Raw genomic sequence first — 14260 nt, forward strand, 5'->3', positions numbered from 1 at the left:
TCGGCTTGCGGCGACCCGCCGATCAGGCCAAAAGGATCGAATCCGGTCGGGTTTCTGGCATGCTTGCTGCGTCATGGAGCCCCCTCGCCCCCGCCGGGGACGGCGCGATCCGTACCCGCAGCAGAACCCGTACGGCCAGCAGCCCTACGAGCAGTCGCCGTATGGCCCGCGGTACGACGAGCCACAGCCGCACCAGCCCCAGCACCAGCCCCAGCAGCAACCGCAGCACCCGCACCGGCGGCAGCCCCAGCCACAGTCGCAGCCTCCGCACCAACAGCCGCATCCGCAGGCGCAGCCTCCCCAGCAGCATCCGCAGGCGCAGCCTCCCCAGCAGCATCCGCAAGGGCAACCGCCGCATCCGCAGCAGTACCAGCCCGCGCCGGTGCCGCAGCAACCGCACTACGGCGACCCTCAGCAGCTCCCGCTGACGGACGATCCGACCGCCGCGGCTCACCCCGCCGGCGCGCATGCCGGCGGTGACTTCTTCGAGGACGAGCCGCCATCGGGCGCGTTCGCCGCCGACGGTTCCTTCGACGCGACCGGACGCGTCGGCAGCCCCGTCCTGGACGAGCGGCTCTCCGCCGACTTGGACCGTGACTTCGCCGGTGCCGACCGCGGACGGACGTTCACCTACGTGCTCGGCATCGGTGCGCTGGTGCTGATCGCGGGGACGGGCATCACCGCGATGGTCGGCGCCACCATGGTCTCCGGCGGCAAACCGCCCAAACCGCAGCTGGAGCCGCAGGTGGTCCCGTCGATGGGCGCGCGACCGGGGGACGTCCCGCCCGATCCGCCGATCGTCACGCCCGCGCATCCGCCGGTCATCCCCGAGCACGGCACCGGCAGGTTCACCCGAGCCGCGGGCGAGACCCCGGTCACGGGACACGGCAAAGTCCGCAGGTATGCGGTCGAGGTCGAGGGCGGGACGCGGCAGAGCACCACGACGTTCGCGCGCTACGTCGACCGGATCATCACCGACTCGCGCGGCTGGACGGCGGGCGGCAAGTACGGCTTCCGGCGGGTCGGCACCGGCCAGCAGGCGGACTTCGTGATCCGGCTGGCCTCCCCGGAGACCACCGACAAGCTGTGCGCCCCCACCCGGATCATGACGGCGGGCCGCGGCAACTGCTCGTCCGACAAGCTGGTCGTGATGAACCTCCGGCGCTGGCTCCAGGTCACCACCTACTACCAGGGCCAGACGGGCTCCTACCGGGCGCAGATGCTGAACTTCGAGCTCGGCCGCCTGCTGCACCACAAGCGGATGTCCTGCCCCGGCGCGAACAAGCCCGCGCCTGTGATGATGCAGCAGCTCGGCGGCCTCGGCGGATGCCGCCCGAACGCCTGGCCCTACGACCGCAGAGGACACTTCGTCACCGGCCCCGAAACCTCCTGACCCCCGCGGCCCGTCTCCCTTCCGCCCGCCGCACCGGCTTCCGCACGTTTCGTGTGCGGTGCGCGCGTCCCCGTCCGCGCAGGCCGGGCGTCAGTGCTGCACCATCTGGGCAGCCGACTCCCTGTGCGGTCCGCGCGTTCTCCTGTGCGGTCCGCGCATTCTCCTGTGCGGTCCGCGCGTTCTCCTGTGCGGTCCGCGCGTTCTCCTGTGCGGTCCGCGCGCCATCTCCCCCCCCCGCGCCCCGGGCCTCAGGTCTCCGGCCAGCCGCCCGACCGCTCCCTGCCCGGTGTGCGAGTCAGCCCTCCGACCAGCTCGAATGTCCGCCGCCGACGGCCAGGACGCCCGTAGCCGACCCGCTGGGACGCCCGCTCCGCACCCCCTGACAAACCGGTGGTCGCTCCTGGGCGATTCCGGCATTCTGGGCGCGTGCTACTGACGATCTCGACCACGCGCGCGCCCGCGACCGACCTGGGCTTCCTGCTCCACAAGCACCCCGGCAAGGTGCAGAGATTCGAGCAGGCGTCCGGCGCGGCGCACGTCTTCTACCCCGAAGCGGACGAGACGCGCTGCACCGCCGCGCTGCTGCTGGAGGTCGACCCCGTCAAGCTCGTGCGGACGCGCGGCAAGAACAGTCCCGACTTCGCCCTCGGCCAGTACGTGAACGACCGTCCGTACGCGGCGTCGTCGCTGCTCGCGTCCGCGATGGCGGGCGTGTTCCGCACGGCGATGCGCGGACGCTGCGACGCCCGGCCCGAGCTGCCGGACGTCCCGCTCCCGCTGGAGATCACGCTTCCCTCGCTGCCCTGCCGCGGCGGTCCCGAGCGCGCCGAGCGCTACTTCGCGCCGCTCGGCTGGCGGGTCGAGGCCGTGTCCGTGCCGCTCGACCCGGCCTTCCCCGCCTGGGGCGACTCGCGGTACGTGAGCCTGACGCTGACCGGCGAGGTCCGCCTCGCCGACGCCCTCAACCAGCTGTACGTCCTGCTCCCGGTGCTGGACGAGGCGAAGCACTACTGGATCGCGCCGGACGAGGTGGACAAGCTCGTCCGCGCGGGGGAGGGCTGGCTCGCCGCGCACCCGGAGCGCTCCCACATCATCCGCCGCTACCTGGCCAACCGCCGGCCGCTCGTCCGCGCCGCCCTGGGCCGCCTCGCCGACTCCGACGACGCGCCCGAGGACGCTCTCGACCACGCCTCCCTCGACGAGGAGCCGACCCCCGACACGCCCGCGGCTCCGCAGCCGCCGACCGACGCGGAGGGCCCCGCGACGTCGCAGTCGCCGACCGACGCGGAGACCTCCGCGACCTCGCAGCCTCCGGCGGCGGAGGAGGAGCCCAAGGGTTCGCTGGCGGACCGGCGCATCGAGGCCGTCCTCGCCGCGCTGCGCGAGCAGGACGCCCGGACCGTGATCGACCTCGGCTGCGGCACCGGCAAGCTGCTCGCGCACCTGAAGCGCGACCGGACGTTCGAGAAGGTCACCGGCGTGGACGTGTCGTACCGCGCGATCGAGATGATGCACCGCCGCGGCCTGCCGGACGACGCCGCCGACCCGCGCCGTTCCAGCGGTCCGCGCCGTCCCGCCGATTCGCGCGTTCCGGCCGGTTCGCGCGGGAAGGGGCGCGTGGCGGTGTTCCAGTCCGCCCTGACCTACGCCGACCGGCGGTTCGAGGGGTACGACGCGGCCGTCCTCATGGAGGTCGTGGAGCACATCGACCCGCCGCGCCTGGCGGCCGTCGAGAACGTGGTGTTCGGCGCGGCGCGTCCGGCGTCGGTCGTCGTCACGACCCCGAACGCCGAGTACAACGTCCGCTACGACGGACTCGCGGACGGCGCGATGCGCCACCCCGACCACCGCTTCGAGTGGACGCGCGCCGAGTTCGCCGCGTGGGCCGACCGGGTGGCCGCCGAGCACGGCTACCGCGTCCGATACGTCCCGGTCGGCGACCTGGACGCCGAGGTCGGCGCACCGACCCAGATGGCCGTCTTCACCCGCGACCCGTCCGACAAGCCCGTCCCCTCCAAGCCCGAAGCGACCACCGCCCCCGCCCCCGCAACGCCCGCAACGCCTGCCGCGTCCGTGACGTCCACCCCGTCCCCCGAGACCGCCGTGGACGCCACCAGCCCCCAGACCCCCACCGCCGCCCCCGACGCCGACGGCTTCGAGGCCCGAGAGGAGAGCGCCCGATGACCGAGATCAGGCTGCCCGAGATGGGGCTGGTCGTGCTCGTCGGCGTGTCCGGATCGGGCAAGTCGCACTTCGCGCGCCGGCACTTCACGCCCACGCAGGTCGTCTCGTCCGACCGCTGCCGCGCGATGGTGTCGGACGACGAGAACGACCAGTCCGCGACGGGCGACGCGTTCGAGCTGCTGCACCACATCGTCCGGACGCGGCTGCGGCGCGGTCTGCTGACCGTCGTGGACGCCACGAACGTCCAGACGGGACCGCGCCAGCAGTTGCTGAGGATCGCCAGGGAGTGCGATGTCATGTCGGCGGCGATCGTGCTCGACGTGCCCGAGGCCGTGGCCACCGCGCGCAACGCCGCAAGGCCGGACCGCGACCTGCCCGACCACGTGGTCCCGCGCCAGCGGCGCGAGCTGCGGCGCGGGCTGCGGTCCCTGCAGAGCCGCGAGTTCAAGCGGTCCTACGTCCTGAACGGCGTCGAGGAGATCGACGCGGCGACGGTCGTGTACGAGAAGGCGTGGAACGACAAGCGGGAGCTGACCGGCCCGTTCGACCTCATCGGGGACGTCCACGGCTGCCGCGCCGAGCTGGAGGAACTGCTCGGCGAGCTCGGTTACGGCGTCGAGCGCGACGCGGAGGGACGGGCCGTCGGGGCGCGCCACCCGGAGGGGCGCACCGCCGTGTTCGTCGGCGACCTCGTCGACCGCGGCCCGGACTCGCCCGGTGTGCTGCGCCTGGTCATGGGCATGGTCGAGGCGGGCACGGCGCTGTGCGTGTCGGGGAACCACGAGCAGAAGCTCGTGCGCGCGCTCAACGGCCGCAAGGTGAAGGTCGCGCACGGCCTGGCCGAGTCCCTGGAGCAGCTGGCGCGCGAGCCGGACGAGTTCCGCGAGCGCGCGCGCCGCTTCATGGACGGCCTGATCAGCCACTACGTCCTGGACGGGGGCAGGCTCGTCGTCGCCCACGCGGGCCTCAAGGAGGAGTACCACGGGCGCGCGTCCGGCCGCGTCCGCTCGTTCGCGCTCTACGGCGACACCACCGGCGAGACCGACGAGTACGGGCTGCCCGTCCGCTACCCGTGGGCGCGGGACTACCGGGGCGAGGCGATGGTCGTCTACGGCCACACACCCGTCCCGGACGCCGAGTGGGTCAACAACACCATCTGCCTCGACACCGGTGTCGTGTTCGGCGGCAAGCTGACGGCGCTGCGCTACCCGGAGCGGCGGCTCGTCCAGACGCCCGCGCACGAGGTCTGGTACGAGCCGACGCGTCCGCTGGGGACCGGGTCCCGCGACCGTGACCGCGACCTGCTGCGGATCGAGGACGTCATGGACGCGCGCGGCGTGGAGACCGCGCTGATGGGACGCGTCGCGGTGCGCGAGGAGAACGCGCTGGCCGCGCTGGAGGTGATGAGCCGGTTCTCGGTCGATCCGCGCTGGCTGGTGTACCTGCCGCCGACGATGGCCCCGGCGGACGCCTCGCCCCTGCCGGACTACCTGGAGCACCCCGCGCAGGCGTTCGCCGCGTACCGGGACCTCGGCCTCACCCAGGTGATCTGCGAGGAGAAGCACATGGGCTCCCGCGCGATCGCCGTGGTCGCGCGCGACGCGGCCACGGCCGAGGCGCGGTTCCACATGGACGACGGCACGACCGGGGCGCTGTTCACCCGTACCGGACGGTCCTTCTTCAAGGACGCGTCACGCACCGACGCCGTCCTCGCGCGCCTGCGCGACGCCATCGGCAAGGCGGGCCTCTGGGAGGAGCTGGGCACCGACTGGCTCGTCCTGGACTGCGAGCTGCTGCCCTGGTCGGCGAAGGCGATGGACCTGATCCGCACGCAGTACGCGGCGACCGCCGCCGCCGCGCGCGCCGCGCTCCCGGCCGCGTCCACGGTCCTCGCGCAGGCGCACGCGCGCGGCCTCGACGTCGCGGACCTGCGGGAACGCACCGAGCAGCGGGCCGCCAACGCCGCGCGGTTCCGGGACGCCTTCGCCCGCTACTGCTGGGACGTGGACGGCCTCGGCGACCTGCGGATCGCGCCGTTCCAGGTGCTGGCCGCCGAAGGGGAGGCCCTGGCGGCGACCCGCGGCCACGACTGGCACATGGCCGTGGCCGGACGGCTCGCCGCGGCCGACGACTCCGGTCTCGTCCGGAGCACCGCGACGCGCGTCGTGGACCTCGCCGATCCGCTGTCCGAGGCCGAGGCGACGTCCTGGTGGGAGAAGCTCACGGCGGACGGCGGCGAGGGCATGGTCGTGAAGCCGCTCGGCCCGCCGCCGGAGGACCGCAAGGTGCAGCCGGGCCTGAAGGTGCGCGGACGCGAGTACCTGCGCATCATCTACGGCCCCGACTACTCCGACCACCTGGACCGGCTGCGCGGACGCTACCTGGGCCGCAAGCGGTCGCTGGCCCTGCGCGAGCACGCGCTCGGCCTCACGGCCCTCGACCGGCTCGTCGCCGGCGAGCCGCTGTGGCGCGTGCACCAGGCGGTGTTCGCCGTCCTGGCCCTGGAGTCCGAGCCGGTGGACCCGCGCCTCTGAGCGTCCCGCTCAGCCCCCGCCGGAGCGCCCCCCGCGCCGGCGCGGTGGCAAGCGCCGGGCTCTGAGAACGGAAAACGGCCCGCACCTTCCGGTGCGGGCCGTTTCGCGTCGGGATCAGGTGGTGAAGAGCGCGTGGAACAGACCGCCGTGGTGCCCGTGGTGGCCGTGGTGGCCGCCGTGGTGTCCCCAGTGCGGGGCGGGCGGCGCGGCGTGGTAGCCGGACTCCAGGCGGCCGAGGGCCTCCAGCTCGCCGTAGTCGAGGAAGACGCCACGGCAGTTGTCACACTGCTCGATCTGGACGCCGCTGCGGTTGTACGTGCGCATGAAGCCGTGGCACTTGGGGCAGTGCATCGCCTATGTCGTCCTTCCGGTCCAGCTGCCGAGTAATCAAAGGGTAAATCTAAGGTAGTGCTGGCAGCTCTGCGATTCTGACGCACGCACCCACCAGACCGGTTTCCTCGGGGTGCAGATCACGCTTCTCCTCGGCGGCCAGCCGCACCGACGTCGCGGCGATCTGCACCACGAGCGCGCGGGACGGGACGTCCAGGACCGTCCACTCCGACCCCTCCGCGGACGGCACCGCCGCACCGCCCGCGTCCCGGTACGCGCGCAGGAAGCGGCCCCAGGCGTCCGGTGCGAGGACGCCCGCCGCGAAGAGCGCCGCGAGACGCGCGAGGTCCCAGGCCGGGTCACCGCGTCCGATGTCCTCCACGTCGATGAACCGCCACGTGCCGGCGTCCCCCGCGCGCACGAGCTGGCCCAGATGGAAGTCGCCGTGCAGCAGCCGCTCGTTCGCCACCACGGGGACGGGCGCGTCCCCTCGCACCCACGCGGGAAGCGCGGCGAACGCGCGGCGCACCACGTCCGCGGCCCCGCCCTCACCCATCCGCGACACCGCGCGCGCCACCCGGGCCGGACGCCCGAACGGCGGTGCGCCGGCGGGCACCGGGACGGCGTGCAGCGCGGCCAGGAGGCGCGCCGCGTCCTCCCACGGCGGATCGTGCGGATCGACGGGCGTGCCGTAGCGCTCCAGCGTGACCGTCCGCCCCTCCACCTCCAGCGGCGGCCCCAGCGGTGCGTTGAACAGCTCGGGCAGGGACGCGGCGATCTCGACGCGGCGGGCGAACTCGGGCCCGAGGGCCCGGCCGGGACGGTGCGCCTTGGCGACCACGTCCCGGGCACGGAGCACCAGCACGCCGTTCCGGTCATAGATGACTTGCGCGGACACCACGCAAGTATCACCTGTTGTTGACCTCCATCTCCCACAGCGAGTAGCCGTACGCCGTCGCCCGCTTGGTCCCGTACACCCGGACGTACCGCGCCTGGACGGGCGTGAAGGGCACGAAGTCCGTGCCGCCGTTCCCGTTCGTCCGGGCGTGGACGGTCGTCCACGTGCGGCCGTCCCGGGACACCTGCACCTGGAACGCCGTCGCGTACGCCGACTCCCAGCGCAGGATCACGTAGCCGACCTGCCGCACCGAGCCGAGGTCCACCCGGAGCCACTGCGGATCGGTCCGCTTGCTCGACCAGCGCGTCTTCGGGTTGCCGTCCACCGCGCTGCGCGCCGGGTACCAGGACTGCTCGACGCTGGACGCCGTCACGGGACGCTTCAGCGCCAGGTTCGTCTTCAGGCGGTACGTGGCGGTCAGCGTCGTGTCCTTCCCGACCGTGACGTTGTGCGCTGCCCCGCCCTTGTCGGACCACCCCACGAACTCGTACGCGCGTCCGCCGACGATCCGCGTACCGGTCGGAGCCGCGACCGACACGACCGACCCCTTGATGACCGTCCCGGTGAACGGCGCGTTCGCCGTGCGCTGCCCCTGCGTCAGCGGGATGCCCGCCGGACTGCTCGCCAGCGTCAGCTTCGCCGTCCTCGGATGCAGCTCCACGCTCTTCACGTCGGTGATCCCGGACGAGTCGGTCGCGGTCAGCCGGAGCTCCAGCCAGGACGGGTACTCGTGGTCGGGCGCGACGAACGACCCGGACGGCCCGTCCTGCGCGGTGATCTCGTGCGTGTGGCAGGTGCTCGGGCAGTGGTGCATGATGATCTGCCAGCTCAGCGCCTTGCCGGTGAGCGTGCCGTCCTCGGCGTCGGTGCCCGTCCCGGAGAACGAGATCCGGTCGCCGACCTGCCAGGTCGTCCCGGCCGCCGGCTGGGTGATCTTCGCGACCGGCGGCGTGGACCCGGCCGTGATCCGCAGCGTCGCCGTGTCGGACGCGCCGCGCGCGTCGGTCACCCTCAACCCGACCTGGTACGAGCCCAGCTTCGTGAACGTCGCCGTCGGGGCGGCGTCGTGCGAGTCCCCGTACGTCCCGTCGCCGTCGAGGTCCCAGTCGTAGGCGAGCGGCAGGTCGCCGTCCGCGTCGGACGACGCCGACGCGTCCAGGTGGACGGTCAGCGGCAGCCCGCCGCTGGTCACGTCCGACTTGATCGCCGCGACCGGCGGGTTGTTGCCGCCCTCGTACACCCACCGGACGACGCGTCCGCCGATGACGTCCACGCCGAACAGGTCGCCGCCCGGACCGCTCTCCAGGTCCACGATCGCACCCGCGGACGCGTCGAACGTCTCCACGCTCTTCGGGTCGGGCAGCCCGTTCGCGCCCGCGCGCATCGCCCACACGCATTTGCGCGCGTAGTCGGTGAAGAACAGCGCGCCCTTGTAGCGCTGCGGATACACGGTTCCGTCATAGAACGCCGTGCCGCTGATCGCGGAGCTGCCCGTCCCGCACGTCTCGTTGGGCACGACCTTCTCGGAGTGCTTGTAGGTGAAGTAGGGCGGCACCACCGCCGACGCGCCCGCGCCGTAGAGCCGCTGGCACGCGTTGAGACCGATCGCCTCGTATCCGGGGTTGTGCCCGTTCCCCTCGAAGCAGGGCCATCCGAAGTCGGCGACCTTCGTCGGCGGCGCCGGGACGCGGTCGATCTCCTCCCACGTGCTGAGCCCGACGTCGCCCGCCCACACCTCGTTCGTCCCCGGCCGGATCGTGAACCGGTACGGGTTCCGGAACCCGTGCGCGATGATCCGCTTCGCGTTCTCGTCCCCGGTCGTCGCGGGGTTCCCGGCGGCGGGCTTGCCCGTGTCCGGGTCGACGCGGATGATCGCGCCGTCCAGTCCGGTCGGGTCCGCCGGTGTGAGGACGTCCTGGGCGCGCAGCGAACCGCCCTCGGCCGACGGCGCCTTCAGGTTCTCGCCGGCCTTGCCGGGCGGGTCGCCGCAGGGGTTCTTGGTCTGCCCGTAGTCGGCGTAGGTGTAGCTCGCGCCGTCACCCGCGCCCGCGTACAGCATCCCGTCCGCGCCGAACTGCAACGTCCCGACCGAATGGCTCGGGAACTGCTGGCACCAGTCCTCCAGCAGCACCTTCTCCGTCACCGGCCCGGCGTCCGCGCGGGACGCGAGCGCGCCCGCCGCCTGCACGGCGGGCGTCAGCACCGAGATCCGTCCGGCGACCACGCAGCCGTCCTTGTTCGCCCCGGGCGGGTCCGGACACTGGTCGTCGCTGCCGTTCGCGGACGGCCACCTCGGGAACGTCCCGCCCAGCGCGCCGTTGTAGGTGTACAGGACGTACACGCGCGGATCGACCGGGAAGTCCGGGTGCAGGGCGAGCCCGAGCAGCCCGCGGTCCCAGCCGTTGAACACCTGCTGCCGCAGGTCCGCGTACACGACCGGGTTCGTGTCGGTGAGCGACTGGAACATCTTCACGATGCCGCTCTTCTCCGCCACGAACACCCGTCCGTCCGGGGCGAACCGCACCGCCGTGGGGGCCGTCAGCCCCGACAGGACGGTGTGCTGCCGGAACCCGCTCGGCAGCGCCGCCCGAGCCGCCCCCGCCGCCGACGCGCCGGTCAGCAGCGCCGCCCCCAGCACCACGGCGAGCATCCCGGCGACCAAGGCCACCGGACGCCGCGTCCACCCGGACCCCACCCGTTCGCCCACGGCGGCATTCCCTTCGTTCCCCGCTGCGGAACCGCATGATCCGCGGCTCCTGCAGGGAACGATGAACGAAATTCGCAATCATGGGGAGACCAGGACCGAACGTGGCCAGAGCCGCAAACCATGACGAACCCCAGCAGCCCTGCATCGCCCCATCCTCGGCGCCCCGGGGACCGCTACCGGCCGCCTCCCTCCCCGGACCGGCGCGTCCTTCGCGCGCGGGGTTACTCGGCGGGCTGGGCGGGCTGTGCGGGTTCGGGCTCTGAGGCGGGCTGCGGCGCGGTGCGGATCGCGTCGGCCATGCCGTCCGACACGGGTGCGCCGAGGCCGACGGCGAGGGTGCGCAGGAGGGGGAGGAAGACGGTCTCCTCGTCCGCCGCGGTGAAGTGTCCGCCCAGCTCAAGCATCACGTAGCCGTGCAGGGCGCTCCAGAGCTGCGCGGACACGTCGGCGGGGTCGGCGTCGCCCGCGCCCGGCAGCAGCCCGGCCGACATCGCGCGCCCGGTCGCCTCCACCAGCACACCGAAGGTGCCCGCGCCCTCGGTGAACCGCCCCGTCCGGATCTCCTGGTCGTCCGGGCAGATCTCGGCGAGGACGCTCCCGCCGAACATCACCGCGTACAGGTTCGGGTTCGCCAGCGCGTTGGCGCGGTAGGCGGCGGCCAGCCGCGCGAGGTCGGCGAGCGGGTCGCCGCTCGGCGGCACGTCCGCCAGCATCGCCGCCAGCCGCTCGAACCCCTCGTCCACGACCGCCCGGACCAGCTCGGGCATCCCGCCGAAGTGCGTGTACAGCACCATCGTGGACGCCCCGACCTCGGCCGCCACGCGGCGCGCCGTCAGCGCCTTCGGCCCCTCCTGGGCCAGCAGCCGCGCGGCGGCCTCCAGCAGCCGCGTCCGGACGGCCGCCGCCGGAACCGCTTTCCCCGACGCCGTTGACACCTCGCTCATAACAGCGTTATATCCCACATAACACTGTTATTTCGCAGCGGAGGACCCGATGCCGAACGGAATACTGGACGGCCAGTACGCCCCCGTCCACGACGAGCTCACCCTCACCGAACTGCGGGTCACCGGAGAGATCCCCGCCCACCTCGACGGCCGGTACGCCCGCATCGGCCCCAACCCGTTCGACGCCCCCGACCCCTCGACGTACCACCTGTTCACCGGCGACGGCATGGTCCACGGCGTCCGGCTGCGCGACGGCCGCGCCGAGTGGTACCGCAACCGGTGGGTCCGGCACGCCGACCTGGCCCGCCGGATGGGGGAGCGGCCCCGCCCCGGCAGCACGGACGCGCGCATGGACTACGCCGTCAACACCAACGTCCTCGCCCACGCCGGACGGACGTTCGCGCTGGTCGAGGCGGGCTGCCGCCCGTACGAGCTCACCGACGAACTGGAGACCGTCGGCCCCTGCGACTTCGACGGCACCCTCGCCGGCGGCTACACCGCCCACCCCCACCGCGACCCGGAGACGGGCGAGCTGCACGCCGTCTCCTACTTCTTCGGACTCGGCGGCAAGGTCCGCTACACCGTCCTCACCAGGTCCGGACGCGTCCGCAAGGTCGTGGACATCGACGTCGGCGGCAGCCCGATGATGCACGACTTCTCGCTGACCCAGCACCACGTCGTCCTGTACGACCTGCCGGTCACCTTCGACCCCGGCCTCGTCACCACCGGGATGCCGCCCGCCGTCGCCCGTCCCGTGACGTCCCTGCTGTCCCGCGTCATCGGACGCCGCACGCTGCCCGAACCGCTCGTCGCCGCCGCCATCCGGACGCGCCGCCGCGGCGTCCCCGGCCTCCCGTACTCCTGGAACCCGTCCCGTCCCGCCCGCATCGGTCTCCTCCCGCGCGACGGCGCCGCCGCCGACGTGCGCTGGTTCGAGATCGACCCGTGCTACGTCTTCCACCCGCTCAACGCCTACGAGGACGGCGACACGGTCGTCCTGGACGTCATCCGCCACCCGCGCATGTTCGCCACGTCCACGGTCCCGGGCGAGGGCGCCCCCAGCCTGGAGCGCTGGACGGTGGACCGCGCCGCCGGCCGCGTCCGCACCGAGCGGCTGGACGACCGTCCGCAGGAGTTCCCGCGCCACGACGAACGCCTGGTCGGACGCCCCTACCGGTACGGCTACGGCGTCGGACTCGACATGGCCGGAGCCGACTTCGGCGACGACGAGCGCGTCGACCTCGCCGTCTTCGAACCCGACGCCGTCCTCAAGCACGACGTGGTGAACCGCAAGACCGAGGTCCACAACCTCGGCCCGGGCCGCATCGCGAGCGAGTTCTCCTTCGTCCCGTCGTCGGACTCCTCGGCCGAGGACGACGGCGTCCTCATGGGCTACGTCCTCGACACCGCCACCGACCGCAGCGACCTGGTCTTCCTGGACGCCGCGACACTGGAGCACGTCGGCTCGGTCCACATCCCGGCCCGCATTCCCAGCGGCTTCCACGGCAACTGGATGCCGACCGCCCCCTGACCGCCGACCGCTGTCCCGCCGCGCTGCCCCGCCCCGGCAGCCGCGGCCAAGCGGCGGCGAAAAGTGACCGGCGGGACCCCCGGGTCGAGGCCGGACAGCGCGAACACCAAGAGACGAACCGATCCGCTGAACCACCACTTGGACGCGACCCGCATCCGCCCGTCCCGCTGTCAGACCAGCTCTGCGGACCTACAACGCAGGCCACTGCCCGCCGTCCCCCCAACCGGCAGGGCACCGAAGCCTAAGCAAGACGCTCAAGGAAGCCTTCTCCGCACGCCTCGCAGTTCCGGCGTGCGGAATTTGGGGGCTGGTCGTCCGCCTCCGTCTGCACTACAAAAGGTAGTACTACCATTCGTCGGAGGTGCAACGGTGCACGCTCTTGTCATCGGAGCGGGCCTCGCCGGTCTCGCGACCGCGCGCGGACTCCTCGCCGCGGGCCACGAGGTCACCGTCCTGGAGCAGGCCCCCGCCCTCCGGACCCGGGGCGGCGCGGTCACGGTGTGGCCGTTCGGCAACGCCGTCCTGTCCGTCCTCGGCGTCCACCCCGAGACCGCCGGACAGCCCATCGCCGAGGTCGACCTCCGGACGCCCACCGGCCGGACGGTGCTGAAGTGCGACCTCACCGGGATCACCCGCGAGGCGGGCGCTCCCGCCGTCGTCATCCCGCGCCGCGCCCTCATCCGCCAGCTGGCCTCCGGCATACCGGTCCAGTACGACGCGCGCTTCTCCAGCCTCGCCCACACCCGGGACGGCGTCACCGTCACGACCACCGACGGCACCGAGTACCAGGCGGACCTGCTCATAGGCGCGGACGGCGTCCACTCGCGCGTCCGTGCGCAGCTGGTCGACGCCTCTCCCGCCCGTCCGACCGGCATGGGCACCTGGCAGGGCCTGGTCCCCGCACCCTTCCCACTTGGGACGCGCTCCACGATGGTGCTCGACCGCACCCGCGAGTGCGGCTTCATGAGCGCGGGTGACGGGCTGCTCGCCTTCTTCTTCGACATCCCCTGGAAGGCCGGCGACGCCGTCCCGGCGAGTCCGCTCGCGGAACTCCGCCGGCGCTACAGCGGTTGCGCCGCGCCCCTCCCGGCCATCTTCGACGCCCTCACGGACGACGACCTGGAGTTCTTCCCGCATACCCGGCACCGGATCACCCGCGCGTGGGGCCGTGGCCCGTGCACCTTGGTCGGGGACGCCGCCCACGGCATGCCGCCGATCCTCGCGCAGGGCCTCAACCAGGGTTTGGAGGACGTGGCCGTCCTGATGACCGAACTGGCGTCGGTCTCCGGACGGTCGGACGTTGCCCCCGCCCTGCGCGCGTACGAACGCACCCGGCGCCGCCGGGCCGTCCTCGCGGGAACACTCGCGCGGGACGCCCTCCGTCTCAGCGGACCGACCGCCCTCGCGCACAGCAGACCGCTGCTCAACCTGACATCATTCGCGCCCGGCGCCGCGGGAGCCGCCCTGCTGGGAACGCTGCTGCGCAGTCTCAGCCACCGCCGCCACGACGAGCTGAGCGCGCTGGCCGTCTCCCGGCCGCCCGCGGCCCTTCATGTCGTCCGCGCGTCCGCGACTTGACGACTGCCCAACGAGTAGGTAACGTACTTCTTCGCGCCTTGAGGGATGCAGGACGCCGCTGTGCGGTGGCCGGCCCGGTGTGCGCACCCACCACTGATCATGCGGATGCGATCCGTCGTGCCCGCATGTCCTGGTGGCATCGGAAAGGCTCGATTTTGCGA

Annotated in this window: 10 protein-coding genes; 5 read left to right on the top strand and 5 right to left on the bottom strand. The window is 72.9% G+C overall.

The genetic code is table 11. The features are described 5' to 3' along the window. Nucleotides 1-22 precede the first annotated feature (22 nt). The gene (locus DZF91_RS13910) at nucleotides 23-400 is read right to left on the bottom strand and encodes a hypothetical protein (RefSeq protein ID WP_147341145.1); all 378 of its coding nucleotides are present in this window, start codon (nucleotides 398-400) and stop codon (nucleotides 23-25) included. Between DZF91_RS13910 and DZF91_RS13915 the strand changes: the two genes are divergently transcribed. From DZF91_RS13915 to DZF91_RS13925, 3 genes are all read left to right on the top strand, one after another. Continuing rightward, on the top strand, nucleotides 383-1393 hold the full coding sequence (locus DZF91_RS13915) for a DUF3152 domain-containing protein (RefSeq protein ID WP_117357890.1): 1011 nt from the start codon (nucleotides 383-385) through the stop codon (nucleotides 1391-1393). The two genes, DZF91_RS13910 and DZF91_RS13915, sit on opposite strands and share 18 nt — an antisense overlap. 426 nt (nucleotides 1394-1819) lie before the next feature. Next, nucleotides 1820-3577 carry a 3' terminal RNA ribose 2'-O-methyltransferase Hen1 gene (locus tag DZF91_RS13920; RefSeq protein WP_117357891.1) on the top strand — a complete coding sequence of 586 codons (1758 nt, stop codon included), beginning with the start codon at nucleotides 1820-1822 and terminating at the stop codon, nucleotides 3575-3577. Then, nucleotides 3574-6111 carry a polynucleotide kinase-phosphatase gene (locus tag DZF91_RS13925; protein ID WP_117357892.1) on the top strand — a complete coding sequence of 846 codons (2538 nt, stop codon included), beginning with the start codon at nucleotides 3574-3576 and terminating at the stop codon, nucleotides 6109-6111. The genes DZF91_RS13920 and DZF91_RS13925 overlap by 4 nt, the downstream gene beginning before the upstream one ends. 114 nt (nucleotides 6112-6225) lie before the next feature. Here DZF91_RS13925 and DZF91_RS13930 read toward each other — a convergent pair whose 3' ends face one another. From DZF91_RS13930 to DZF91_RS13945, 4 genes are all read right to left on the bottom strand, one after another. Next, complete coding sequence (locus DZF91_RS13930) at nucleotides 6226-6462, bottom strand: TFIIB-type zinc ribbon-containing protein (RefSeq protein ID WP_117357893.1); 237 nt, start codon at nucleotides 6460-6462, stop codon at nucleotides 6226-6228. A gap of 49 nt (nucleotides 6463-6511) precedes the next feature. Then, a complete protein-coding gene (locus DZF91_RS13935) occupies nucleotides 6512-7339 on the bottom strand; it encodes a phosphotransferase (protein WP_235834270.1) in 828 nt (275 codons plus the stop codon). Between the two features lie 10 nt (nucleotides 7340-7349). After that, the gene (locus DZF91_RS13940; RefSeq protein ID WP_117357895.1) at nucleotides 7350-10046 is read right to left on the bottom strand and encodes a discoidin domain-containing protein; all 2697 of its coding nucleotides are present in this window, start codon (nucleotides 10044-10046) and stop codon (nucleotides 7350-7352) included. A 221-nt stretch (nucleotides 10047-10267) separates the two neighbouring features. Continuing rightward, a complete protein-coding gene (locus tag DZF91_RS13945) occupies nucleotides 10268-10990 on the bottom strand; it encodes a TetR/AcrR family transcriptional regulator (RefSeq protein WP_117357896.1) in 723 nt (240 codons plus the stop codon). Nucleotides 10991-11039: 49 nt separating this feature from the next. On the opposite strand from DZF91_RS13945, the gene DZF91_RS13950 reads away from it, so the two are divergent. Beyond that, nucleotides 11040-12521, top strand: a complete 1482-nt coding sequence (locus tag DZF91_RS13950; RefSeq protein WP_117357897.1) for a carotenoid oxygenase family protein — start codon at nucleotides 11040-11042, stop codon at nucleotides 12519-12521. A gap of 369 nt (nucleotides 12522-12890) precedes the next feature. Then, nucleotides 12891-14099, top strand: coding sequence for an FAD-dependent oxidoreductase (locus tag DZF91_RS13955; RefSeq protein ID WP_158587941.1), 1209 nt, complete (start codon nucleotides 12891-12893; stop codon nucleotides 14097-14099). The last annotated feature ends 161 nt before the right edge of the window (nucleotides 14100-14260 follow it).

Source organism: Actinomadura logoneensis, from assembly GCF_003428695.1.
In the GTDB taxonomy this organism is placed as follows: domain Bacteria; phylum Actinomycetota; class Actinomycetes; order Streptosporangiales; family Streptosporangiaceae; genus Spirillospora; species Spirillospora logoneensis.